Origin of the sequence: Anabaena azotica SJ-1 (genome assembly GCF_047275885.1) — a bacterium.
Classification (GTDB): Bacteria; Cyanobacteriota; Cyanobacteriia; order Cyanobacteriales; family Nostocaceae; genus Trichormus_B; species Trichormus_B azotica_A.
This window is the reverse complement of record NZ_CP178454.1, coordinates 4679230-4705989: the sequence shown is the minus strand read 5'-3', so window position 1 is coordinate 4705989 and position 26760 is coordinate 4679230. Positions and strand designations below refer to the sequence as shown.

At 37.0% G+C, this 26760-nt stretch carries 22 protein-coding genes; 5 read left to right on the top strand and 17 right to left on the bottom strand.

The annotated features are described in order from the left end of the window. Positions 1–155: 155 nt before the first annotated feature. Entirely contained in the window at positions 156–713 is a 558-nt protein-coding gene (locus ACLLO5_RS20395; RefSeq protein WP_413172317.1) for a Uma2 family endonuclease, read from the bottom strand. Between the two features lie 97 nt (positions 714–810). On the opposite strand from ACLLO5_RS20395, the gene ACLLO5_RS20390 reads away from it, so the two are divergent. Beyond that, positions 811–1392 (top strand): hypothetical protein, encoded by a 582-nt coding sequence (locus ACLLO5_RS20390; RefSeq protein WP_413172316.1) that lies wholly within the window; start codon positions 811–813, stop codon positions 1390–1392. Between the two features lie 130 nt (positions 1393–1522). Here ACLLO5_RS20390 and ACLLO5_RS20385 read toward each other — a convergent pair whose 3' ends face one another. The 3 genes from ACLLO5_RS20385 to ACLLO5_RS20375 are packed head-to-tail and all read right to left on the bottom strand — an operon-like array spanning position 1523 to position 6396. After that, positions 1523–2611 carry an ATP-binding protein gene (locus ACLLO5_RS20385; RefSeq protein ID WP_413172315.1) on the bottom strand — a complete coding sequence of 363 codons (1089 nt, stop codon included), beginning with the start codon at positions 2609–2611 and terminating at the stop codon, positions 1523–1525. Beyond that, on the bottom strand, positions 2604–4997 hold the full coding sequence (locus tag ACLLO5_RS20380; protein WP_413172314.1) for a WD40 repeat domain-containing protein: 2394 nt from the start codon (positions 4995–4997) through the stop codon (positions 2604–2606). Before ACLLO5_RS20380 ends, ACLLO5_RS20385 begins: the two co-directional genes overlap by 8 nt. Then, positions 4990–6396, bottom strand: coding sequence for a hypothetical protein (locus tag ACLLO5_RS20375; protein WP_413172313.1), 1407 nt, complete (start codon positions 6394–6396; stop codon positions 4990–4992). Before ACLLO5_RS20375 ends, ACLLO5_RS20380 begins: the two co-directional genes overlap by 8 nt. A 232-nt stretch (positions 6397–6628) precedes the next feature. On the opposite strand from ACLLO5_RS20375, the gene ACLLO5_RS20370 reads away from it, so the two are divergent. After that, entirely contained in the window at positions 6629–6940 is a 312-nt protein-coding gene (locus tag ACLLO5_RS20370; RefSeq protein ID WP_413172312.1) for a TRADD-N-associated membrane domain-containing protein, read from the top strand. A 332-nt stretch (positions 6941–7272) separates the two neighbouring features. On the opposite strand, the gene ACLLO5_RS20365 is transcribed toward ACLLO5_RS20370, so the two are convergent. Continuing rightward, positions 7273–8580 (bottom strand): aminopeptidase P N-terminal domain-containing protein, encoded by a 1308-nt coding sequence (locus ACLLO5_RS20365; RefSeq protein ID WP_413172311.1) that lies wholly within the window; start codon positions 8578–8580, stop codon positions 7273–7275. A 380-nt stretch (positions 8581–8960) separates the two neighbouring features. On the opposite strand from ACLLO5_RS20365, the gene ACLLO5_RS20360 reads away from it, so the two are divergent. Continuing rightward, positions 8961–10211 (top strand): FG-GAP repeat domain-containing protein, encoded by a 1251-nt coding sequence (locus ACLLO5_RS20360; protein WP_413172310.1) that lies wholly within the window; start codon positions 8961–8963, stop codon positions 10209–10211. A 389-nt stretch (positions 10212–10600) separates the two neighbouring features. On the opposite strand, the gene ACLLO5_RS20355 is transcribed toward ACLLO5_RS20360, so the two are convergent. From ACLLO5_RS20355 to ACLLO5_RS20305, 11 genes are all read right to left on the bottom strand, one after another. Then, positions 10601–12064 carry an FAD-dependent oxidoreductase gene (locus ACLLO5_RS20355; RefSeq protein ID WP_413172309.1) on the bottom strand — a complete coding sequence of 488 codons (1464 nt, stop codon included), beginning with the start codon at positions 12062–12064 and terminating at the stop codon, positions 10601–10603. Between the two features lie 152 nt (positions 12065–12216). Continuing rightward, a complete protein-coding gene (locus ACLLO5_RS20350; RefSeq protein ID WP_413172308.1) occupies positions 12217–12819 on the bottom strand; it encodes a Uma2 family endonuclease in 603 nt (200 codons plus the stop codon). Between the two features lie 163 nt (positions 12820–12982). Further along, entirely contained in the window at positions 12983–14236 is a 1254-nt protein-coding gene (gene csx2 / locus ACLLO5_RS20345; RefSeq protein ID WP_413172307.1) for a TIGR02221 family CRISPR-associated protein, read from the bottom strand. Positions 14237–14254: 18 nt separating this feature from the next. Further along, on the bottom strand, positions 14255–15022 hold the full coding sequence (gene cas6 / locus ACLLO5_RS20340; RefSeq protein WP_413172306.1) for a CRISPR system precrRNA processing endoribonuclease RAMP protein Cas6: 768 nt from the start codon (positions 15020–15022) through the stop codon (positions 14255–14257). Between the two features lie 2 nt (positions 15023–15024). Continuing rightward, entirely contained in the window at positions 15025–16332 is a 1308-nt protein-coding gene (csm5, locus tag ACLLO5_RS20335) for a type III-A CRISPR-associated RAMP protein Csm5 (protein ID WP_413172305.1), read from the bottom strand. Then, a complete protein-coding gene (csm4, locus tag ACLLO5_RS20330) occupies positions 16319–17434 on the bottom strand; it encodes a type III-A CRISPR-associated RAMP protein Csm4 (RefSeq protein ID WP_413172304.1) in 1116 nt (371 codons plus the stop codon). Before csm4 ends, csm5 begins: the two co-directional genes overlap by 14 nt. Positions 17435–17441: 7 nt before the next feature. Then, positions 17442–18392, bottom strand: coding sequence for a type III-A CRISPR-associated RAMP protein Csm3 (gene csm3, locus ACLLO5_RS20325; RefSeq protein WP_413172302.1), 951 nt, complete (start codon positions 18390–18392; stop codon positions 17442–17444). Positions 18393–18394: 2 nt separating this feature from the next. Beyond that, entirely contained in the window at positions 18395–18919 is a 525-nt protein-coding gene (csm2, locus tag ACLLO5_RS20320) for a type III-A CRISPR-associated protein Csm2 (RefSeq protein WP_413172301.1), read from the bottom strand. Then, a complete protein-coding gene (gene cas10, locus ACLLO5_RS20315; protein ID WP_413172300.1) occupies positions 18916–21192 on the bottom strand; it encodes a type III-A CRISPR-associated protein Cas10/Csm1 in 2277 nt (758 codons plus the stop codon). The genes csm2 and cas10 overlap by 4 nt, the downstream gene beginning before the upstream one ends. A gap of 28 nt (positions 21193–21220) precedes the next feature. Then, positions 21221–22144 (bottom strand): CRISPR-associated protein Csx3, encoded by a 924-nt coding sequence (locus ACLLO5_RS20310; RefSeq protein ID WP_413172299.1) that lies wholly within the window; start codon positions 22142–22144, stop codon positions 21221–21223. 37 nt (positions 22145–22181) lie between these two features. Then, a complete protein-coding gene (locus ACLLO5_RS20305; protein ID WP_413172298.1) occupies positions 22182–22307 on the bottom strand; it encodes a hypothetical protein in 126 nt (41 codons plus the stop codon). Between the two features lie 477 nt (positions 22308–22784). Between ACLLO5_RS20305 and cas6 (ACLLO5_RS20300) the strand changes: the two genes are divergently transcribed. Next, positions 22785–23924 (top strand): CRISPR-associated endoribonuclease Cas6, encoded by a 1140-nt coding sequence (gene cas6, locus ACLLO5_RS20300; protein ID WP_413172297.1) that lies wholly within the window; start codon positions 22785–22787, stop codon positions 23922–23924. A gap of 178 nt (positions 23925–24102) precedes the next feature. On the opposite strand, the gene ACLLO5_RS20295 is transcribed toward cas6 (ACLLO5_RS20300), so the two are convergent. After that, positions 24103–25068 (bottom strand): RsmB/NOP family class I SAM-dependent RNA methyltransferase, encoded by a 966-nt coding sequence (locus tag ACLLO5_RS20295; RefSeq protein ID WP_413172296.1) that lies wholly within the window; start codon positions 25066–25068, stop codon positions 24103–24105. Between the two features lie 212 nt (positions 25069–25280). Between ACLLO5_RS20295 and ACLLO5_RS20290 the strand changes: the two genes are divergently transcribed. After that, positions 25281–26723, top strand: coding sequence for a DUF2157 domain-containing protein (locus ACLLO5_RS20290; protein ID WP_413176145.1), 1443 nt, complete (start codon positions 25281–25283; stop codon positions 26721–26723). Positions 26724–26760: the final 37 nt, after the last annotated feature.

The following is a 26760-nucleotide window of genomic DNA, read 5'->3' as shown; positions in this document are numbered from 1 at the left end:
GGTTAAGCGACAGCGCAACCCAACAAACCCTTGTAAATGTTGGGTTATGCCTTCGGCACACTGCGTGAACGTTCCTCAACCCAACCTACATAATTTCATTATTTTGAGCTTAACCGACAAGTATTGACATAATTTCAGGAAGTAAGATGACTAATTTAAAATATTTCACTTACATTAATATTCACATCAGGAAAAGCTAAAATTGATAAAACTTGATTCTTCCCTAAATTCTTTACATCCTGATAAATTCCATCAATAGGATTTCTATAAACTTCGATAACTTCCTGATTTACATCCACTAACCAAACTTCAGGAATATTTGCTTCTGCATACAAAGAAATTTTCACTTCCCGGTCATATTTTACCGTTGTATCAGCAACTTCTATTAACAAAAATATATCTTCTGGTTGGGGGTGTGAATTTCTATAAAAATCTGCACGGGGTTTTAATAATGCTATGTCTGGTTGCGGTTCAGAAATTTCATTTAAAACGACTGGGTTATGTACACTAACTATAGCAAGTTTTTGTAAGATTAAAACTAACAGATTCGTGAAAAATATCACACAACCTGAATGTTTGGGAATAATAGGGGACATATTAATTATTTCCCCCCTGATTAATTCTACACGGTCATTTTCTGTTAAAATACCCGCATCAGCCATTTGATGGTATTGCTGAACTGTAAATTGGTGTCTGACTAAAGTAACAGTCATTTTCACCTCCGTGTGAATTTGATATGTGATAAACAACAAAAATCCGAAAGAACCTATTTTAGATTGTATCTAAATATAGAAACTTTACCAAAATACTATGAATAGCAAAACCAAAATATTGACTATTGCTGCTATCACTGTCACCGCTTCTTTTTTCACAGTGGGAATGGTTACTGCACAAACAAAACTAACCAGTCAATCAAAAGTAACTATTAATGGTATTGGTGCTGTAAAAGCAGGAATGAATCTTCCTGAAGCTGCTGCTGCTGCTAATGCTCGTTTATATGTTTCCGCTTCTCCCAGTGATAGCTGTTACTATTTGGAAGCAGAAGGAGACATTAAAGGTATATCATTTATGGTGACAAAAGATGAAGCTAAAAGTCGTCAGAAATATATCACCAGTGATGTTATTGCTAGGGTCGATATAGATGACCCAAGAGTTACTACAGTTTCGGGAGCAAAAATTGGTGATACAGAAGCAAGAATAAAATCTCTTTATCCTGGACAAATTAAAGTTACACCTCATAACTATGTCCAAAATGGACATTATTTAACTTTAATACCCAAAGATAAAGCTGACCAAAATTATAGAGTCGTTTTTGAAACAGATGGTCAGCGGGTAACTAGATATAGGTCAGGTAAATTACCAGAAGTAGAATTTGTAGAGGGATGTAGTTAAAATTTGGGAATGGGGAATGGGGAATAATTATTTACCAATTACCAATTACCAATCATTTAACCAAAATATGGGTTATCGGTTTGTTTCCACACCTAACCGCAAATCAATTCCCTGGCTTTATTAGCTTTATTTATTCCCTGACTTGTACAATATCTGGTAAACATCCCCTCAACCACAACCGAAAACTATGATGATATAATTGATATTTAGTTTCCTTACCTTCTCTAAATTCGTGCAAAAATTCTAACCACTGTTCTATCACTTCCATCACATCAAAAACATCTCCATTGATAACTTGACTAATAGCTAAAGCTGACATCGGTTGTATTTCCCCAGCAGTCAAAACCCGCAAGACATTCACAGCAAAATCAGATAAACCATCACCTTGCATTTTTGCCCAATGTTGTTGATAATAACTTTCTAAATTTGGAGGAATATTATTAATATTCTCAGGTTGATCATAAAAACCCTCAGCAAAAGCTTTTAAAACCTGCTGCACATACATAAAATTATCTTCATTTTCGTTAAACCTCTCCCCTAACCCCTCTCCTACAAGGAGAGGGGAACTATCTTTCCCCCATTCCCTCGCAGGGAAGGGGGGTAGGGGGGTTAGGTTTCTTTGAATATATAATTTCACATCCTCCCTATTTTCCCTCTGAAAATCCGATAAATCTAAAACCTGTGATGGTGCTTCAATTAATAACCCACTATGCGACTTTTTATAAGGACGACGTGCAAAAATAAAATATACTTGATCTGGTAAATATCGCGGTAGATAAAATAAATTAGTTCCTATAGCTTGATGTTCTAAATTAATAGCATCCAAACCATCAATAATAATAATTAACTTTGACTCTGGTGATAAACTCTCGCTGATTTGTTGAAATAATAACGAAAACACCGAACTATCATAATTATCAAAATCCAGATTTTCACTATTTAATAAACTCTGGAATTTGCTGATTAACTGTGTACAAATATCTGTTAAAAATTCCTCAACCCGATTTTTACCAGGAATTTGGGCATTATAATAAATAATATCAGGATTTTGCCGTACCAATTGGGCAAGAATGGCACTTTTACCGCTACCGGGAACACCGACAATTGTAAAATAACCCTTGGGGTAACGGTAGAGAAAATTATTAATAGCAGTGAAGACAAAATCACGACCGACAAAATTTTCACTCTTTGCTGAAGCAGAGAAAGATAAACTATTCATCTGTCACCTTTCCTTGCAAATACAGAAAATGTAACCTTCCTGAATATTCTCCTGCTACGATTGTGACACCATCAGGAGCAACTGCACAGCATAATATAGGACTTTCTCCTGTGAAAGTTGCTATTTCCTTTCTGGTTGCTAAATCCCAGATTTTGATAGTGTTGTCAGATGAACCAGAAATCACAGTTTTTCCATCGGGTGTGACTGCGAGTGCTTTTACCGAGTCACTATGACCTTTAAGGGTGAACTTTTCTTTTGCTGTTCCCAAATCCCAGACTTTGATAGTGTTGTCATCTGAACCAGAAATCACGGTTTTTCCATCGCGTGTAACTGCGATCGCACTTACCCAGTTACTATGACCTCCAAGGGTGAACTTTTCTTTTGCTGTTCCCAAATCCCAGATTTTGATAGTCTTGTCTCTTGAACCAGAAATCACGGTTTTTACATCGGGTGTAACTGCAATCGCTGTTACCCAGTGACTATGACGTTCAAGGGTGAACTTTTCTGCACCTGTTTCCAAATCCCAGATTTTGATAGTCTTGTCATTTGAACCAGAAATTAAGGTTTTACCATCCGGTGTGACTGTGATCGCTGTTACCCAGTGACTATGACCTTGAAGGGTGAACTTTTCTGCACCTGTTTCCAAATCCCAGATTTTGATAGTCTTGTCATCTGAACCAGAAATCACAGTTTTTCCATCGGGTGTAACTGCAATCGCTCTTACCCAGTTACTATGACCTGTGTTAGCGTAGCGTTCCGTAGGAAGGGTGAACTGTTCTTTCCCTGTTCCCAAATCCCAGATTTTGATAGTGCTGTCTCTTGAACCAGAAATCACGGTTTTACCATCGGGTGTAACTGCAATCGCACTTACCCAGTTACTATGACCTTTGAGGGTGAATTTTTCTGTTCCTGTTCCCAAATCCCAGATTTTGATAGTGCTGTCTCTTGAACCAGAAATCACGGTTTTACCATCGGGTGTAACTGCAATCGCACTTACCCAGTTACTATGACCTGTGAGGGTGAACTGTTCTGTTCCTGTTCCCAAATCCCAGATTTTGATAGTCTTATCACCAGAACCAGAAATCACCGTTTTTCCATCCGGTGTCAGTGCGATCGCACTTACCCAGTTACTATGACCTGTGTTAGCGTAGCGTTCCGTAGGAAGGGTGAACTTTTCTGTTCCTGTTCCCAAATCCCAGATTTTGATAGTCTTGTCATCTGAACCAGAAATCACCGTTTTTCTATCCGCTGTCAGTGCGATCGCTCTTACCCAGTTACTATGACCTGTGAGGGTGAACTGTTCTGTTCCTGTTCCCAAATCCCAGATTTTGATAGTGTTGTCACCAGAACCAGAAATCACCGTTTTTCCATCCGCTGTCAGTGCGATCGCTCTTATCCAGTTACTATGACCTGTGAGGGTGAACTTTTGTGTTCCTGTTCCCAAATCCCAGATTTTGATAGTGTTGTCACCAGAACCAGAAATCACCGTTTTTCCATCCGCTGTCAGTGCGATCACTCTTACCCAGTTACTATGACCTTTGAGGGTGAACTGTTCTGTTCCTGTTCCCAAATCCCAGATTTTGATAGTGTTGTCACCAGAACCAGAAATCACCGTTTTTCCATCCGCTGTCAGTGCGATCGCATTTACCCAGTTACTATGACCTTTGAGGGTGAACTGTTCTGTTCCTGTTCCCAAATCCCAGATTTTGATAGTGTTGTCACCAGAACCAGAAATCACCGTTTTTCCATCCGCTGTCAGTGCGATCGCACTTACCCAGTTACTATGACCTTTGAGGGTGAACTTTTGTGTTCCTGTTCCCAAATCCCAGATTTTGATAGTGTTGTCACCAGAACCAGAAATCACCGTTTTTTCATCCGGTGTCAGTGCGATCGCACTTACCCAGTTACTATGACCTTTTAGAGTACGAATTAGTCCACCACCACCAGGAGGTGTGAGGCTACCTATTAAACTATATAAACCTATATTTTTATCTGTGGCGATTTGTACTAATAAATTTTTAATTTCTGGTAAGTCAAAATATGTTAGTCGTGCTGATAGTTGTCCCTTGAGTTGTTTTGGATCTTTAAATATTATGTGTGTTGAGCTAAATAAAGCCCTTTGAATTAATTTTAATGCCTTGACAGTTTTCGCATACTGTGAATTATTCTTTATTTTGGAAGTATCTAATAAATCATAATCTTCAATCAGTGCTTGTACTCCAAATAAGGGATGATTGATTTTTGTGGTAATAAACTCATAGTCAGATAATAATTTATACAGTTTTGTATAGTCTTTACCCTCTAATAATATTTCAGGTAAGTAGCCCAATCTATATTTTTGGTCTTCCTCAGATAATTGATTAAACCAATCTATAAAATTAGTCATATAATCCCTCACTCATATCATTAGAAATTTCTGTAGCTTTCACAATATCCTGTTTTCGTAAAAAATCTCGGAAACTCTCATGATAAAAGCGATAAAGATTTAGTTGATTATTTTCCTGCTTTTGTATTTGTAAAAACTGTGTCCAATCTCGAATAACTTCCTGTACTTTCAGCTTACTTTGTTTAGAATGTTTAGCAATTAAATCATCAGATATAGCTTCTTTTGCAAAACATATTGCGTAAATGATTTTAATTTTATCCTTGGGTAAGGGTTTTTTACTCATTCCCATAATGCGCCAATGACTCGCATAATATCCTTGTAAACCTGCGGGTAATTCTTCTAGTTTTTCATCTTGATAAAATCCTTCCGCAATTGCTTCTAACACATAGCGTAAATACATGAAATTGTTTTCACTTTTAGCAGCAATAGTTTTCACAAATTGCGGTTTACTGATGTTATTTTGTTGATTGATCCAACTTTCTAAACCTGCTTTGTATTTTTCTAATCCGAGAAATTCTAAAATATAGGATTCAACATCATCTTTACTGTTTTGTTGATATTCCCTTAAATCCAATTCTGCATATTTAGTATTTGGGGAAAGAGTTAATCTTTTATCATCTGAATTATAAGGTCTTCTGGTAAGGATAATGTAAACCTTGTCTGGTAAAATTGTCGGTAAATTTAACAAATTACCATGATCATCTTGATCAACTTCATCTAAAGCATCAATGACAATGACTAAATTTTCAGAATTAGATAATTTTCCATTAGCTTTAGTTAGTAAAGTTGATAAATCATCATTTTCTACATTTTGTAGATCAAACCTGTTTACTAATTGTTGACGAATTAATTTAAGGAATACATCAGGGCGGTTTCTACCTTCTGCACGAATATTAAAAAAGCAAATAGTTCCAGGATTATCTACTATATATTTTGCAGCTATAGCACTTTTACCCATTCCTGCATCACCCAGGATAGTAAAATATCCGCTTTGGTGATTTTGGATAAATTCGGTAATTGCATTAAATACAAATTTGCGACCACAGAATATTTGTGTTTTATCATCAATTACGTTTTTGAATTCTGTAGGAATTGTGTCAGGATACCAGTTATCAACTATATCTGATGGTATGAGTTTTTCATCTATATCATTTTTTTCAAGTCCTGCATTGATAGCATTGACCACATTTTCGATTACGAATCTGTCAACCTCTTTTACTTTTTGAGTATTTTGTCCTATTAAATATTTAATTTTATCTTCAGTAGTATTTGCTGCTTCTGCTAGAGTTGCTGTAGTAAAAGGTTTGGTTTCACCATTCCTATTAGTATACAACGCCCTTTTATATACTTCTTTGATTTTCTCTTTACCGGATGCACTAGCTTTTACTTTGTCTGACATATTGATAAATTATTGTGATGGTAGATTTAATTTTTAAACTATAGCAAATACGGATAATTAATGTCTAGGGAAATTAGGGTTTTTGTATTTCCCTAAATTCCCTAATTTCTAGGGAACACTTTTCCCTGAGCAAACCCTATTTTCATCTTTCCCTTTTTTTTGAATATTCCTACTATATCAATAGGTTCAAAAACAAAGTCCCAAACATAGTTAAAAACAGGAGACAACAGTTGTGTTTAACTTATTTAATCAATTTCCAGCTAAAGATTTACAAATTACCCCAAAACAGCACAATGATATCATGAATGTGTTAATGTATCAAGAACAATTGAGTTTTCATATCAAACTAGGAATTAGCACAGCATCAGCAATTTTAATATTTTGTGGTGTGGGTTTATTCTACGCTGATAAAATACCTGAAGGCCGTCTGACTGTTGCTGTTGGTATTCTTTCTAGTTTCATTAACTTTAACTCTGCAAATGGTCACAAAAACAAATTAGAACAGCTTTTAGAACGTTCTCAAATTATCAGAGAATGCAAATAGTCTGTTTAGCTGTTAAAACCGCCGTATTGTTGAGTATTTTTAGTCATCTTTAGATGACTTTTGCTATTAGACTGGGAATTCATTCCCAGGCGGGTTATCGGTTTTAGGTTAATTTAACTCAGCAAAAAAAGTATTGTATTTAATGAGAATTGATCTGTTAGTTTCCACACCCGCCCAGAAATGAATTTCCAGGCTAATAGCCAAAGTGCGTTAAAACGCACTCTGAAAATAGTCGTTTTTAACCGACTTCAGCTATCACACAGGGAATTTATTCCCTGGCTAAAATATCTATATTATCGGTGCGTTACGCTATCGCTAACGCACCCTACAAATTATCTTTCTACATCCTTAATTTCCTTGGGAACTCCCGCAGTTAAAACTTCATTTCCCTCTGGGGTGACAAAGACATCATCTTCAATCCTAATCCCAATACCTACCCAACGCGGATCAATTTCTGGTTGGTCTTCTGCGGGTTTGGTATCAGGTACAATATAAAGTCCTGGTTCTATTGTTAGCACTTGACCTGGTTGTAAAATTTGCGGGTTTTCTCCATATTGATAAATTCCCACGTCATGGACATCTAAGCCTAACCAATGACTGGTGCGGTGCATATAAAATGGTTTATATTTTTCTTCTTCAATTAATTTGTCAATTTCCCCTTTGAGTAAACCGAGTTCTACTAAACCTTCTGTGAGGATACGCACTGCTTTTTTATGAGGTGCATCAAAAGCATTTCCGGGTTTTACTTCTTGTATTGCTTGTTTTTGTGCTTCCAATACTATTTCATATAATGCTTTTTGTTCTGGTGTAAATTTCCCACCTACGGGAAATGTTCTGGTAATGTCGGAGTTGTAATAACCGTAAGCACAACCAGCATCAATTAGTAGTAATTCGTTTTCTTGCATCTGGCAATTATTTTCTATGTAGTGCAGTACGCAAGCATTTGTCCCAGCAGCGACAATGGAAGGATAAGCTGGCCCCATTCCACCCCGCAGCCGGAAAATATGTTCTATTTCTGCTTGTATTTCATATTCATAACGTCCTGGTGCGGTGACTTTTAAAGCGTGGTTGTGTGCTTCTACTGCAATATCAGCGGCTTGACGCATCAAGTCGATTTCGGTTTTGCTTTTATGTAGCCTTAAGCTATGTAAAATAGTGCTGGTATCTTCTATGGCAACTGGTCCTGTTCCGCGTTTGGGATAGGTGCGGAGTAAGCTTTGATAATGTTTGAGAATTTTGTCGTTAAAATTGCGATCGCGTCCTAGATGATAATATATGCGATCGCTCTTTTCCAAATATTGGGGTAACTTCTCATCTAACTCTGCAATGGGATAAGCTGCATCTGCACCATAAATTTTCTTCGCTGCATCTACTCCACAACGATAACCACTCCAAACTTCCTTTTCCCGATCCTTGGGTTGAACAAACAAAATAAACCGATGTTCTTGGTGATGAGGTGCTAGTACAGCAACAGCATGGGCTTCATTAAAACCTGTTAAGTAAAAAAAATCACTATCTTGTCGATAAACATACTCAACATCGTTGTGCATAACTGCTGAAGGTGCGCTGCGAAAAATCGCTGTACCATTACCAATTTTTGCCATTAACTGTTCACGACGTTGACAATATTCTGTTTGCATAGCTGATTTATTGCTGGAAATATAGTATTCTTTTAAACTTTAGCAAAACTACACCAGTATGTGTGTTTGTAATTGCTAATCCTCATTATTTTAGCCAATTTTTAATTTGTCTGAATCAGAAGTTCCTCTCTCCTAAACACGAGATTGTCAACAAAACAGGATTTTATGCCTAAATAATGACATTGATAAATAAAAAATAAAAGTTTTTTTGATTGCTCATATATTACTTTTGTTGAAAATTAAAAGTAGTTAAAAACATGAAGAAAATATCTAAAAATAATGACATTTATCCAAAAATATTTAAACAAATGTTTGTCATTTACAGAATCTTGTTTTTAAATCAACTAAAACTTTATATTAATTACACATAAAAACACGCCATGTTTGAGAATAAATCAGCCTTATCTTTAGATACAAGTAGTTGGGCAAAAGAATCCCTAGAAAAAACAGAAGTTTTGACAACATCTCTTAATACTTCAACGGCTAATAGAAGTTCTGCTGGCACACTGGAAAATGAACCATTATTTCCCCAAATGCCAACGGATTCTTTACCAACATTGCCACCTGTAGGCAGTTCTAACCCTAATCCTAATCCTTATTTAACTAGTGCAGCCATTGTTCCTGATTTCAATGGAGATGGTAAAACAGATAAAATGTGGGTGAATGTACAAACAGGTGAAATTTTAGTTCGCCTGATGAACGGTACACAAATTGTTGAACAGGCTTCTTTAGGTCAATATGACTTAAAGACTTGGTCTTATAAAACTGCTGATTTCAACAGCGATAATAAAACCGACTTCTTGCTACGCAACGAACAAACTGGCGAGAATGTAGTTGTGTTAATGGATGGAACAAAAGTTGCTAGTTTTCTGACCTTAGACAGAGTAGATCCAGGTTGGAGTGCTAACATAGGCGATTTTAATGGCGATCGCAAAACCGATATCTTCTGGCATAATGGCCAAACAGGTCAGAACGCCATTTGGCAGATGGATGGTACAACCGTAACTAGTGCAACTATTCTCGAAACCACTGATGTAGCCTTAACTGCAACCATCGTTGATTTCGACGGTAATGGCAAGAGTGATATCTTCTGGCGCAACAATACCAGCGGAGAGAATACCGCTTGGTTCATGGATGGTAGCGAAGCCACCAAATATGATTTACAAGCACAGGATGCGTCCTGGACTACTACCCTTGGTGATTTCAACGGTGACTACAAAACAGATATTTTGTGGCGCAACACCGCAAGCGGTGAAAACAAAATTTGGACAATGAACGGCGTTTTCGTTACTGAAGGTACCGTTAACACCCTGGGCGCAGATTGGAATGCTAAAATTGGTGATTTCAACAGTGATGGCAAGACAGACATTTTCTGGCACAATGCTACAACTGGTGAAAATACCGCTTGGTTGATGGATGGTACAAACGTTAGTTCAGAAGCCTTCCTACCCAGCAATAGCCCCGGTTTGACAGCATCTCTTGGTGATTTCAACGGTGATGGTAAAACCGATGTTTACTGGAGAGATCAACAAGGTAGCGCAGACAAAATTTGGAATATGGATGGAACTCTAGCAACTGAGGCTGCTATAGCTGATGCAGATAAGCTGACTCCAGAATGGTATACCGCATAGTGTGACGTACTCCATACACTCCTCTTTCAGGGTGAGTGTCACACCAAAAATCTATTGTAGGGTGCGTCATACCGTTTCACTTTCATAATGATACAAATGCGCGGGTAAGGGTTTAGCATTGCTCATTGGTGTCAACTTAACGTAAAATCGATAACCCCACTAGGAATGAATTCCCAGTCTAATAGCAAAAGTCATCTAAAGATAACTAAAAATACCAAGAAATTGATAGTTTAATTTAGTAAACTTTAGCTATTAGCCATGAAATGAATAACTTTTAGATCCCCATAAATCCCCCTTGCAAAGGGGGACTTTGATTCTAGTTGCCACCTTTTTAAAGGATTTAGGGGGGAATGGCTACGCCACGCTTCGCTATCAATAAGTGCCTAAAGTCACAGCCAGAAACTTTTAAAACAACTGCTAAGACTCCAAATTAAAATCAATATTGCCAACCCCCCCAACATCGCTAAAAATTGAGTAGTTCTTTGACTTTTAGCGAGAATTTCTGAATAAGATAGTTCATGATTCTGAATTAATAAGAACGAATGGGAATTGAATAAAAACGGCAATAAACGATTCAAAATTAAGCGAACAAAAAAGTTAACACTCCACAATTTTTTCTGTAATTGGTCTTGATTATATTGCCAAGGATAACTAATTTGTACCAAGCGGATTAAGGCTTTAATATCAGCTTGACGTAGATTTTGATAGCGAGGAAGTGCTTGAGAAAGATTATCTTCTGTTGCTGCTAAAGTTTCCTGAAAAACATAGATATCTTCTAAAGCTGAATTAACACCTTGTCCAATGTCAGGAGGAAAACAATGAACCGCATCTCCCAATAAAATTACGGCTGTTCCTTGGTTATCTTCAGGTTTACCAAAAATTTGATACAATCCTGAACAATATTGAGGCATAGGAAACTTACCTCCATCACTGGATGTAAACCTAGCTATTTCTTCAGGAGTAATAATTTTTTCTATAGGAAGCTGAGGAAATCCTGCTTTAAAGAATTCTGCAACTGCTGCCGGTGTTTCTAATTGCCAGATTTGATGTTCTGGGTAGGTAATAATATTTGCAGTTCTTGGTTGGTGGGGATTTTTAAATGGCAACAAACCTAAAGAAATTGCTTTTTTACGCTCTTTAAAAGCAGACCTAATAGCATAAGCCATTGTTGATTGTGCTACATCTCCTGCTTGTTCTGACAGGGGAAATTGAGGAGGTAAGCTGAGAACTTTGTATTTTAACCCAGCACTGGGGGAAGGAAATTTTTGCATGGCAAATAAATTAGATTCACCTTCCATTTCATGCAGTGTGTGACGTACAATAGAATTTAAACCATCACAACCTACGATTAAATTAGGGATAAAAGTTAATTGTTCCCCATTTTGAGATTGGGTAATTATTTCTAAATACTCTGGATGTTGTTTAATTTCTAGACATTCAGTATTAAAGAAAACCTGAATCGAATCTTGCCAAAATTGATAAATTTCTTGGTAAAGTAACTCTACAAAAGATGCTCTTGGCAACCAGTAGGCAGTTTTGCGTTTAGAATCAGCAATAGGTAATTTAGTGGTTTTGCGTGTGCCGTCTTTTTGAATAATAGTAAAGTAAAAATCAGTATTAGGAACGCTCAAATCGGCTAATTTATCAGTTATATCTAATAAATCAGTTAATTTCTGTCCTCGACCATCAATTTGATAACTAAATGATTTATCTGGTTCGTAATAATCTGCTGATGGTCTTTTTTCAAGAACTGTAATATCTTTCCAGCCTCTTTTGGCTAACATTAAGGCTGTGGCTAATCCCGCCGGTCCTCCACCGATAATGACGACGTTTTTTTGATGATAGTTAGTCATATTATTTTTAATCAGTTTTTACTTCTAAATGTTAAAAAAGATGTGGGTAATGGATAGCTTTCTAAGGAGGATTTAGGAGGATCTAAAGTTTTTAATACATCAGCAACCACTTTTCAAATATCCTCTAATAATGTATTTAACTTTGATTATATTTATGCTGCAAAAATTTGATCAACTGTGAGATTTAATTCGGGGAAAGTAGGGGAAATAATTTTATCTGTACCTTTATAAGCATTTGGTTGATAAATACCTTGTTCATTAAGAATATAGACAAAAATTGTTGGTTCTTTAGGATTTCCTAAATAATTACGACTGCCAATAGCTAAATAATCAACAATCCAATATTCGGAAATTCCTAAACGTTGATATTCATCAAGTTTATCAATATAATCATCTTCCCAATTTGTGGAAACTATTTCTACTGCTAATTGTAATGGTTCAACGAAAGCAGTGTAAGCGGATAAGTTAGCATCCCACAGGTCTTTATCTACGACGCTAACATCAGGAACACGACCTTGTTCTTTACCATTTGTAGTTAATGTTCTAATTGTAATTCTTCCTGATACTCGATAGTTGAGATTGCGGTTTTCAACTTCGATATCAAATTTTCTGGTGATAAAATCTGCTATATTATCATGTTTTCTGGTTGCTTGTATCCGCATAATTTCTCCATCTACAAGTTCATAGCGACCTTCTTCAGTAAAGTCGTAATTTAGGAATTGATCAAAGGTGAGCCTGTTTTTAGTGAGAGTCATGGTTTTATATCATTAGGGTTTATATCTTTACGATAATCTATCTTTAAAATTGTTAGTTATAAGGGAATGGGTGAGGGAGGTGGTGGTGCGATCGCTATTTGGGCGGGGTTGTGGGGGTGCGTGTGTGCGATCGCTATTTCATATTTACTTAAGCCTGTGATATCTATATAGTTATTCTCTCTGGTAATAGTTCCTGTCCAAGTTTTTGTAATTGTGGATACAGTGATACAGCCTTCCCTTTGAGCTTTGAAGCGGATTTGGGGTTAAGATTCATACCTACATGAGCAATATCATTGCGTAGTTCAACCATTTGACTCCAAATGTTGACCAGTTCATCTGCTTGTGGCAAAATTGCAAATTTTTCATCACAATGACTAGGAGTGATGGGACGAGGTGATGATTTACGCTTTTCAACTGCATTATTTATGGCATTCTCCACAGGCCTTCGACTGTTTGCATTATCAAACATCAATTCATCAAACTTCAGCACCAATACAGAAATTAACCACTCACGCGCTAGAGTTACTGCTTGTACAACTCTATCTCGCTGAATATACCACTCAATCATTTGCAACTGTAACCATAAATTTTCAGCCAATGCTGCTTGATCAGTTGGATCTTCTAAAGCAAATTGTCCATACTCTTTAACAACTTTTTCTGACAATAATGAAAAAGGTTTAGCACGTTCAGCAAAGCTCGGTGCTGCTTGTTTTAATATTTCTTCTAACTTAGTAGCTGATTCCATAGTTTCAATTGGCCGAGTTACATTCAAAGCCAATGAAATATTTTCAATACTTTTGACAGTTTTTTCTAACTGACTTCTTAATGGTCTACTAGCAGGATTATCACGTAGTTCAATACCAGATGGAATAGCATTTTTGAGTAAATTTGCGAGTGCTTGTCCGTCTCCCAGTTCTACAAAATACTCTGTTGCTGTAATCCAATCGATCATCGAGATAAATTCTGATAAATCAATTACAGGAGCTATACCATTATTTAAAGGAGATAATTCTAAAGCCCCATAGTAAATAGCTTCAATTTTAACATTTTTGGCGGCTTTTAAATAAGCAGCAAATAAAAATACCAAAAAAGGTAAAGAACGGAGTCCATGAGTAATATCAAAAATCACAGAATCATTTTCATTAACTTTTTCAGTAATAATTTTAAAAGTTTGCCACATTTCTTCTGTGGTTTGATTATTGGGTATATCTACCGCTTCAATTCTGGAATCATTCAACTCTTCTAAAATAGGAAACGCTTTTTCTTTTGCTCCAATTGTGACACAAACTAACATAGAATCATAATCACAAAATTCACGTAATGCTTTTTGAAAAACCTCTCCTTTATAAATTTTATTTTCAAAACTATATGTGGTTTCTTTGGTAAAGATACCTAAAAATGTAATAATTCTTCTCATGATTATCTCCTTAATTTACTAATTAGATTCTTTAACTAATGTCTGACCCATACCCAACCGGGTTTTTATCCCCGTACCCGAAAACCGCGCATATTGAACTAATAAATCAGCCACATTTGCCAATAAAGGATCAGCACGGTTTAAAACTTGTAAACTTATATCACCAATAAATCCATTTATAAAACCTCTACTTAATTGATAACTTCGCGTTTGAATCTTGTGAGTTTTGAGTACAACAGCGTCGTTAAGATAAGCAATTAATTCATCACCTCCTAAATAAACAGGTGCAAAATTATTCCAGCGTTCCAACCAACTGCGAAACATTAATGTAGGTACAGGTAGCGGTAACTTTGTTGTACCTTGAGAAAAAGCTGTAGGAGTGATAAATTGCAGTTCAAAGCGTCTCACTGGTTCTGGTTCATTCCCTACTAAGTTTGTATAGAGTTCTTCATAGCTGGTAATTTCATCTTCACGATTGATAATGTTGAACTTTGCACCGAGGAATTCTAGAGAATCGGAAAGATTTAGATGAGAAATGGCTTTAGCTGATGTTTCATTTAAGCCACATAGGGATAATTGATAAAATTCATTTGGATGGAAGGTGATAAAATCTCTGGATATTAAATAATAACCTGTTATTCCTGAGCAGGAAATGGAGGGTATTATTTCATTTCCCATTTCCAAGTGTAGTTTTTGATGTAGTTGTTTGATGAGTTCTAACCCATAGCAACGAGGTAAAATTGTTGATGTGGATACAGTTAATGTGAATGTCGAATTGATTAGCATAGTTAGAGTACCTTAAACTTGACCCAACCTGGTACAAACTTAATTTCTCTGCTAGATATAGTTACAACCCGCCTAGATTTTGGAGATTCAAAACCAGGTGCATCTTTGGAACTACAATTATCACGAATATCTTTCCTTAATTCGGGATCAAATAATAAATTAACTGTTGTGCCATTCATTCCACTTGCCCAACCTATCCTAAGATTATAAGGACACTTTTCTGGCTGATAAAAATCTCGAATGGTATTGAAATCTAAATTTATAGGTTGACGATTTGTATCTTTAGCATAAGGATTATTTTGAACCGATTGCCAGTAATAGTGTTCTTCATCCCACTGATCTTGGGCAAATTCTTGACAAATTTTTAGTATGTCATCAATATTATTGAAAGGAAAAGGAATATCTATACCTTGTGTATGTTTAAACCAAGATAACATTTTCTGATCTAGGCTGATGGTGAACTGAGTTTGGACATTTTTCACCATTTCAGCGTAAATAGGTGCTTTATATTTTGCTTTCCAGTCTGAAAAATGACTAGAAACAATAGCTTCGGCTACAATAGGCAGATTTAAAAAGCGATACTTTCCCCTGTTGTCAGGTATTCTTTTTTCTAAAAGTGGCTGAGTATCAGTAATATGAATTGCTCTCATAAAGTCTGTATTAGCATCGCCGATTTTACCAATAGGATTATCACCATCGCTAAGGATAAAGTCTGAGAATAAACTCTTCATTAGCGGTTTTGATAAAGATTTTTTCTCCTTTTCTGAAAACTTAGATCCGGTTTCTAATCTTTCTCCTAATCTTTTTTCTATTTCACTAACTCTATTTGTTTCTGCTACTTGGTATTTTTCTTCGTACTTGAGTAAATGATAAGCGATCGCAGTCCTGATTGCGCCTTTAATTGAAGAACCAGGAATATAAAACTGTCCAAAGCCATTACGAATCATTGGACGAAGTTCAGTTATTTTCTGTCCTGTCCATCTCAAGCTACTGGTATGTTTAGGAAAAATAGCTTCTCCATGCGAGTTTTTAGCATTTTGCCAGTCATCTCCAAAAGTTACTTCCAGCAGTGAAGTTAAGTCTTCCTGTGCTTCAATTCTCCGAATATATTCGTTTAATCGTCCTTGCTCTTTAAACGCTCTAGCAAGTGCTTCTTGGTTAGGTAAATAAACTCGCTTACTATCTGCAACATATTCAAAGGGACTCAGTTTACTTACAGCAGAACCTATATGCAAAATAGGGCTGCTAATTTGAATCTGTTTAGTTTCATATACCTCTGGTTTATAGAGAATATTTTTAGATGCAACCATTATTATTCCCCTGTATTTTAATTGGCAGACTTAAACAAATACCACTGCGATAAACTCTGTGACCTATAACTTTATCAAGTTGATCTGTACATTTACCAGGAGTTACATCAGCTAGTTGTCCTTGAGGCATAACTGAAAACACAGAACCTTCAGTAAACATTTGTACTGATTTACGTCGCAATTGTCGTCCACTGGAAGAAGAAGAAGCCAGCCAACCACCCCTTTGTTGTAGTTCGTAACTTGCATTTTTCAATAATTCATTAGGTAAAGGGTGTTGCCAAAACAAACTAATTAAACTGTGACAATTGCCATCATTAAAATCAATAATTTGTTGCCAAAGTGGAGCTAATTTATCTCGCTCTACCTTAAATTGACCTGCTCCACTAGACCTTTCTCCACCAATACCTTCACCTCCCAGAAAATCTAAAACCGCAAAAAAGGTATTTTCTAAATCTGGATCTGAGAAATTAATTAGAAAATACAAACCTGATAGGCTTTCAACATCTTCATCTTCAGGTTGTTTATCTTTTTGTTTCCATGTGTACTGTACAAATCCCGTATTGTAGATGTTTGTTGCTCTCGTGACTCTATCAACTGCAATTTTGGGAACTTTAGTAAATTCAAATGCTTTACTGTAATCAAAAGTACCAGCTTTAGCTAAATCTCCATCAGTCTCACCTTTAATTTTCGCTTTTAATTCTTCACTATCTGTGAATCCCTCTCCTTGATACCAACGTTGCCAAATTTCTAAAGGTAAATACTTCAAACCTTTATAGGCTTTAGTAAAATCTAAGTCATCTCCAACTGGGTAATTGGGAGGAAAGTTTAAGGGACGAGGTAAGTAATAAATCAGTTTTTCTTCTATTTGCTGATAAATAAAAGTAGAACTCAGGCGAAACGGTGCTTCTGATTCAGTGTTAAATTGCTCTAAAAGGTTTGTAGCAGCATCTCCACCAAAAAGTTTTGCATAAGCACTGATCCAAGCACTAAATAAAGTGTCTGATGGTACTCTTTCAGCGGTATTTTCTAGCCCAATTCCTAGTTCACCAAAATGGGCAAGGGTTCGCCCAAATTTGAGCCTTGCTAACTTCCAAATACTCATGTTTAGCTCAACTCCCTGGTAGTAATCCCTGAATTTCACTAAATCTGCTTAATAATTCTGAGGTGTCACCCAGAGAAATGGGACTGAGAAAGTTTGTTTCACCGCTGACAACCTGACGGTATTGCTCTATATCATGGTAGGAAAATTGAAAGTTCTGAAATTTGACTTTCCCATAGCCTCTTGAGCCATGTCCCCCCAAAGCGTCATCCTCTAAAATGGCAACTGCGATCGCTAAATTCTTTAAATCTTCGATTGCTTGAATAGTATCCTCAACTGTGTAAACTAACTCAAAACAAAACTCAGAACCTGCTGGTACTCGTTCTAATTGTCTTGGGTTAGCTGCTGCTGTAATTCGATCCAAGCTATTTTCAAATTTCCATTCGGTCATATATAACCCAGTGTCAATTTTCTTCAGCTTTTCGGCTGAGGTTGTTAAAAGATGACTATCACGAACAATTAATCGAGCAGGTGCATTCCGACCTTTAGTGCTGGTGTATTCTTCACCATTAATAATCTTAGTACCCTTTTCTTCTAAACCTTGAGCTTTCACAATGGAAGTTTTTATCCAAGTTTTTGCTTCACTTCCTGGACCACCTGTAGAGCCAAAAATCCGGCTAAGTTGACAACTGCGAGCGCCTTGATATGGGATATCTTGTCCATCAATTTCGGTGTAGCCATCTTCTAAATCATCACTTTCGTAGCGGTATGTACCGCTTCCACCTGTACGGTTTAGTGGTTTATTAAGCAAGCGTTCCAGAATTGAGCGTAATTTACCTTTGATAGATGATCCTGGTAAGTACGGATATCGAGTAATTGGATCACGAATTACAGGTTTATCCAGTCCACCAATATCAAGATTTTCTCCACCACCGCCAATATGTAGACCTGTTTCTACGAGGAGTGTGCTTGTGAGACGTAATTTACCAAAAAATGGTTTTTGTTGAATTGATGCTGACATGATTACTTTCCATCCTCTGCTTTGTGATAAGCAATAATTGATTCAATTAATTGAACAAGACGATTAAAATCTTCTTTTGTGTGTACTTTATCAATTGCGGCTGACATGACTTTACTCAATGATTTGACAGCATCTTGTCGTGCGGCTGCATAGGCAAGTTTAGGCTTGAGCAAAATTATTTCATCTTTAATTTTTGCAAATCTTGCCTCTTCTTTCTCGTCTTCGCTCATATCAGACTTTTCAATTTCTTCATCATCCTGACCATATTTTGCCTTTAGACGATTTATAGCATCTAAAAATTTGCGAATCTGGTTTGTTTCTAACCTTTGTCTTTTAAGTTCGGGTCCAAAAACCTGAGCGTGTTCAACTAATTTACGAATTGGATAATCCTTCAGAACTTTTAAATCATCAGATGTGATAAATTTCAGCATTTCATGACTGATATTTTCTGTTTTTTTTGCATCTGCCTTGAAAACTGAAGATTCTTTATCACGTTTAACAGGTGCTGGTACTGCTTCTTTTGTCATGTTTGTGTTCTCGTAATTAATTCAATCCAAGTTGCTATTGCCCGAAAATAAGGCGCATTATATGGACTCATAAAAGACCGCCGAATGGGTGCAAAATCTTCATGATTCCGTAACTTTGCAGGTAATCTTGACATAGCATAAGCTAATTTTGGTAAATGGAGAAAGTATTTAATATCATTTTTTTGCTCTTCCTTTGCTTCCTTTAATGCTAATTCTTGAACTTCAGCAGTTATCAAAAGATTGCGGATGAATCTCTCAGGATAATCTAAATCAGGATGATTTAACAACTTATCCACAAAAGGTAAAATTCCAAATAATCCCAAATGCTCTTTTTTATTAATATATGATTTAGATTTTGAAATAACTTGAATATCACCAGTTAATACATGAGTTCTTCCTATCCATTCATCCCACTTAAAAACTGCTCCAAATAAACCTAAACTATCTCGCTCATTTGCTTTTGCAGCCTTTTCAGATGCACCTGAATCATCCGCAGATTGGTAAAGAGGATATTTCACATCATTAATACTTATACCTCCTGAAAGTGTAATATCTGGATTATGGCCTGTATAAGCTCGGAAAGATTGGTAAATATCGAAAGCAAATTCAACTACCTCATTCCAAGAACCACTGACAAATAAATCATCACCACCTGCATAAATAAATAAAAGATTCAACCGAGGAGATGCTTTATCATTAGATTCAGCGGTTAAATATTTAGCATTATTAGGTAAATTAATAACTCTATTTTTAGCTAAACTATTTAGATATGCTTTGAAGAAATAACTCATCTGACGTGATAATCCTGCAAGTCTTGGTAAGGTATGATTATCACCCAATCCCTTAGCAAATATTTTTCCTAAATTATCTACATCCATGCGTAGATAGCCAACTCTTTTGATTCCTTCTGATTTTTTTGCTAATTCATGAGCGCGGATAAAATTTCCTGAGTTTTCACAACTTTCTTTACCATAATTACCCAATAGAAGCGGTACGGAATTAGAAGAATAATATTCATTGATGTTCCAGTTATTGATTAAAAATAGTGTTTCATTATTTTGGATTTTTTGTTTTGGTGCTTCCTCCAAAAGAAAGTAGTGAAAACTACCTTGAAGAGAAAGTTTATATTGCTTATTTGGTATATCATCACAATGAGAACGTACAACAGCCTTAGTTTTAAATAACTGACTTCCTAGCTGGAACATTTCACGACAAGTTGGGCAAGCAAGAACAGAATCCTCTTCTTCAGTATTTAACTGTTTTAAATCTGTTGTATCGTCTCTATGGCAAACACGACAGCGATCACCAAAACTATCACGCAACGCAAGTAAATCATTTATTTGTGTATCAAATTTACGCATTTTTTGCTGATTGAGTTGCTGAATAACTTGATTCCAATGACATGAAAATTTATTATTCGCTACATCACTAGTAGGAAAATCTCGACAATCAAGAGCTAAGAATATTTTGCTCTGAAATTGATCTTTAAGCCATTTATTAAACCTACACTGAATTTCTTTAACCTTTGCCCCTGTTTTTTTTGTAGCCACAGCTAGTAGGTACAAATTACCCCCACCTGCATAGATAATACTGGTTCGTGGTAACTCTAATTCTTCTAGAAGCTGTTGTACTACTTCTTCTGTAACTAACTCTAAATAAAAACTTCTAGCACGAAGTGATTTTAATGCCCCATCAGAAGAAATGGTATAAATAAATTTTTGAATGCCTGATAAATCACCAGCAATTAAACTAATATTCTCAGATTCAGAATTATTTACCAATGCTGATGCGACTGCTGCTGTAGTTCTTGCCATGTCTACAAAAGCTACATCAGATTCTCCAAAGCTGAGACATGAACCAAATTTTTCTAATATGAGAATTAATAAAGAAAGATTTTGCCAACTATTTTTGAGATATTTGTCAAGTTCCTGATTAATTTGGGCTTTAAAAACTTCCTGCGCTTCTTGATCAGGTTTGTAATTCAATGGATAAGGTATTGTCGGATAGCCTTCGTCTTTATTTTCAATAGCTGTTAGTTCATGGTAATGAGTTTCTGATGGTTCTTTAATTGGGTTATCAGATAAATTTACACTGTCAAACAACAAGCGTAATACTCCAACTTTTGTATTTTCATTCCAACCTAATATTGTCTTTGCTCTTGTAACTTCTGGATACTCACTATCTAAATGAGGATGATCACATTCAGCCCATTTTGCCAAAAGCGCGATCGCTTGTTGAATAACCTGTAACGCAACCTGAGAACTTGTCACCATAAATCTTTTTCTCACTAAAACTTCAAAACTAACCCCTACACAACCCCACCAAAACCCGCGCCAAAGCCTGTACCATCGGACGAGATGAAACATCCTCACCCCGTGCCAAGTAATGAACACTACCAGTCAACAAAGGCGACTCCGTAACAATTTTATCCTCATTACCATGATAATCACTATCAAGATTAGCAATGATAGGTATATTCAAATCCCGACAAAACTGTTCCCACAAAGGAACTTCATCCTTCCCCCTATCTCCAGCTAAAATCACAGCATGAGTAGCTTCACGCACAATCACCCGATTGCTTTCAGTAATTTTCCCACCTATATCAATAATATTTAGTGGTGTATTAGCACACCGTACCCAACCAGCCGCTTTTTGGGCAAACTCAGGAGTGAACTTAGCTTTATACTCATCCTTCAGCCGTCTAGCTAAATCAGAATCTCGCCGTGCAGCATCAGAAAACCAAGCACCTTCACCATCAGGACAAGCCGTAATCACATAAGGATAGGGTGCGCCTTCAATACTAGTGATAGCTTGCTTTAAACCCTCACGCAGACATGATTTACCAGACTGTGGGGGACCACAAAGCACAACCTTGATAATGGGCTTATTCTTGTGTGGTTCATCCGTTTCAATCAGTTCACCTATCTTGTATGCTGGAGTTTGGGAAATCGCTATAATGAAAGTCTTGTATCCTGGTCTGCCAATCTTCGGGTCAAAAATAGCGATCGCACCATAAAGCTGAGATATCTTATGTGCAATCACATAACTAACCGCCACAGATGCCGGTCCATCAATTTTTAATAACTTTCCTCCCGCAAGTTCACCCGATGCCACCATCTCCTCTAAACGTACCGCTGCATCCTTAATTACTTGGTCGCCATTAGCCGGTTTTCCAAACCTAACCTTCAAAACATCGCTTTCTAAATCAATGTGATACGTTGTCATAGAAATTATTAACGGCTATAACTATCTGTTTTATCAATCAAATATCAATCAATTCTCTCAGTTGATATGCAGAGTTGTGAGTGATAGAAATCACCTCTTTACCCAGTTTTGGATCAAAAATGGCGATCGCACCGCAAATATGTGCTAACTTATGTGTCAACACAAAAACCACAAGGTTGCAGTTATATCTCGCGTAAGTCCTGAACTTAATTCTGTAAATAGTCACAGCTTTTATCTCCAACCAATCACCACATCATACATGGCACTGGAAGCAGCCTATTCCAAGATATTCTATACTGAAGTCATACCGAGATTCATCAGCCAGTGTTCAGAACATATTTTCACCCATTGTCCTGAAACCACTGCTGTCTGGTTATTTCATGAAAACACAGGCAGATGAGAATTACTCCCTTCCCAGTGTAAGATTACATATCTTCTTCCTTCTTCCTTCGCGTCCTTTGCGTCTTCGCGGTTCATTTAATCCATATTCTTTGAGTGGGAAAGGAGTAAAATGTAAGCGATCGCTCCTCACATTCTTCAAACCGATATAGTAGATGAAATTCTGCAAAAACTATTTAATCCCCACCAGGGGACGGAAATCAAGTAAAATACTCAACATCACTTATGTAGCATCCTAACCATGCCAAGAGCCGCTACATCCAGCAAACGCAAAACCCACGCAAACACCCCGCTATCCTGGGCAGATGACACGGAATTAGTGGGTTTAGTCTTTGACCTGGAAGCAACCAGCACCACTTCCCTTTACTCCCAATACACCATTGGACTTCACGCTTGGTTTCTCGACCAAGTACGCCAACTCAACCCCCACCTTTCGGCCTATCTCCATGATGGTGAATCAGAAAAACCCTTCAACATTTCCGCCCTCGAAGGTCAATTACTTCCCAGTGGTAAACAACTGCAAATACAAGCAAACCAAACATACCACTGGCACGTCAACGCCATTTCCCAACCCGTGGTTCAGTTCTTGAGTCAATGGTTAACCCAATTACCACCGATTCTAGAATTAAGAAACGCACCATTGCAAATTAAACAGGTGCAGATTATCCATCCACCTACCACCTACAGTCAACTGCTAAACTCACCTACAAATAAATATTCTGATATCAGCTTGAGCTTTGTCTCCCCCACCAGCTTTCGCCGCAAAGGTCATCATTTCCCCCTTCCAGTTCCCGTCAATCTTTTCCACAGCTACCTCCGACGTTGGAATGACTTTTCAGGAACACCTGTAGAACAAGAAGCTTTTCTAGAATGGATAGATGAAAATGTCATCATCCACCAGCACCGTTTAGAATCGGTGAAAGTAGCAGCAGGTAAAAGGGGTTCAGTAACTGGATTCACCGGAGCAATGTCCTGTGGCTTAAGTAAACCAGCTTTAGCCAACTCTGAATTTACCCAATTGTTTTATGCTTTAGTCCAACTAGCTCCCTACTGCGGAACAGGACACAAAACCACCTTTGGACTAGGACAAACTCGCCTAGACTGGGTAGAAGCAGAACAAACCACACCTTCTGGGGTATTAACCAACCTACTGGGAGAACGCATTGATGAATTAACAGCAATATTCACCGCACAACGCAAACGTACAGGAGGAGAACGTGCTGACAAAATTGCCTCCACCTGGGCTACGATTTTAGCACGGCGAGAAATGGGGGAATCATTGCAGGTCATAGCCCAAGACTTAGAAATGCCTTATATAACCGTTAAAACTTATGTCAAATTAGCTCGTCGGGCGCTTAAAGATCCCACGCTAAAGTCATAAGGACTAGTCAGTAACAGATGGAAACAAGTACACATTATTTCTTGTGCTTTGCAGACAAGTTGATACTTTATAGCGGTATGCACTTGAATGAGATACACAATTAACATCAAAAATCCATACACTAAAAGACTTTCAACTCTGTTCCCTGTTCCCTGTTCCCTGTTCCCTGCTCTCTGCTTTATTCCGTTTTTGTGAAACTATAATATTTACACATAGAAGTTATAGTTTCTAAACTCACCTTGTTACTCTCCCCTTCAGCCATATTTTTAAACAACACAGTAAACGCACCAGCACCTAAACCATCTTGTGGAAACATCCGATAACAAGGAATGGTAGTTAAATGGGATTGATAACTTAATAAATGGCTAACTTCCACAGCTTGAAAATGGGGAAATTTTTCTAATAACCATTCACATACCTCCTCATTTTCTTCTGGAGAATAAGTACAAGTCATATAAGCTAAATAACCTTGTGGTGCAACTAATTGTGCTGAATTAGCAATAATGCGTTTTTGACGATTTGCACTTTTATTAATTGAAGTATGATGAAAACATCCCGGTGCTTTTTCACCTTTAGCTAATAAAGATTGACCAGTACAAGGTGCATCAACTATCACTAAATCGCTAGATTGTGATAACACCTCTGCAAAAATACTAGAGTCCCGATTTACTACACCACTAGGATGAATTTGGCAACGTTTCAAATTAGAAATTAGCATTCCTAACCGCTTGCCAATGACTTCATTACTGAGCAGTAAATCAGGTTTTAATGCTTTCCAAGCAAAAATACCTTTACCCCCTGGTGCAGCACACATATCAAACACTAAAGGTACTGGTTGATTGATAGTTAACAAAATAGAAGCAGCAAATACAGACGAAAAATCTAAACAATAAAAATATCCTTGTTGATGTAAGGGATGTTTACCTGGTTTTTCTTCAATATGTAAACGGTCTACAAATTGGGGTTGCCAAGGTGTTGGTATTTCTGCTGCAAAAGGCGGAATTTCTGGTTTTTCATGACACCACAAAATACAAGGCGAAAAAGGTTGAGGATTAACTAAAGCTTCAATAAATCTTGCTTGTTGATCGACATGATCAAATAAACGACGAGAAACTTTAAGTAATAAATTGGAAGGGTTTTCCATATTTGAAAATTCGGTAATTTTAGCTAATTAGAACACTATTGAAACTGTTACACCAGAACAATGCAATCAAGGTATTTGGCTGCATACTGAAAATATAATGACCACCATTGAGATTGCGTTTTTTAAGCGCGTCCGGCGAGGCTTCTGGCTTATGGCTAGAAGCTAACCGTGTTTTGGCACTTGTTAAATTAACCCATTGCACCGGAGAGGTCATGATCTTAGATAATTTTCCGCAGAAATTACGCCAAGAAGCACAACGTTGGCGGGATGAAGGACTTATTAGTTCTTCCCAATACCAGCAGATTGCAGACCGTTATCAATTTAACAAAATAGAAGCAGCTGCAAAAGAGAGTTCTGGGCTAATAGCCATTGCTGTAGGTGGCTTGCTTTTAGTTTTAGGTGTAATTATCTTTGTAGCAGCAAATTGGCAAACATGGTCAAGAGAAGTCAAGTTTATCTTGTTAATGAGTTTGTTTTTGTCTACTGCTATCACTGGTTTTTTGACTTGGAGAGAACCTACACTTGCTAAAGGTAAAGGTGAAGATAAAAAACAACAACGTAGTAAACGCTTACTAGGAGAAGCATTACTAATTCTCAGCGCCTTTATTTTAGGGGCAACTTTATTGCTGATGGCGCAAATATTCAATATTAGCGGTTCAGCTTCTGAGTTGTTTTTGGCCTGGGGTTTTGGTGTTTTAGTGATGGCTTATAGTCTATCCCTCAATTCTTTAGGGGTTTTGGCTATTGTTCTTGTACAAATCGGCTATTGGATAGGATTAAGAGAGTTTTGGTCTTCTCCGAGTGATTTGAATTGGGCGCGTTTAGCAGTGCGGCATATGCCCTTGATTTCATGGTTGCTATTTGTACCTTTAGCCTATATTTGTCGTTCACGGGTGATTTTTGTATTAGCTGCGGTTGCTTTTACTCTTTCCTTGCAATACAATCTTAACCCCTTACCGTTGCTAACTTTTTCTGATGTAGTACCTTGGGTAGCGTCTTTTGCATTGGCACTTCCACCGGCATTATTTTGGAGTTATGATGATTTGCTGTTCCCCACTATTAATTATAGGTTGTTTCAACCCATAGCCCGTAATTTAGCGTTGGGATGTTTTGCTGTAGTCTTTTATCTGTTATCTTTCCGTTGGCAGTGGCAATCTTTCAGTTATGGTTATGGTAATTCACCAAACAATTTCTCAAATGTATTTCAATCTTTGCCGATAATTGATTTGGGAATTCTCAGCGGTTTGGCAGTTTTGCAATGGTTATTTCTATTTCGTCATCGAGGTAATGGAACACGCAGAGAGGTATTTTTTACCATCACGGTCATTACCATTTTTCTGAGTTTTATTGTGATCATACCTTTTTGGCATCAAGCTATTGGTCGCATTACTGAACTGGGTATTTTTGTTTTCAATGTCCTGTTGACAACTTTAGCTTGGGGATTGATGCAAGAAGGAATGAAGTTAAGTAATAGACAATTCTTTTGGTGTGGTATGCTATTGCTCATCCTGCAAATTATCAGCCGGGTGTTAGAGTACGATACAGATTTATTGTTTAGATCACTAGTGTTTGTATTGTGCGGTTCTGGTCTAATTTCTGCGGGTCTTTGGTTTGAACGTCGCTTCCATGAACGGACTTCGGTGAAGAAACAGTAGGGAAGCTGTGTAATTAGAATTAACAGATATATTAAAT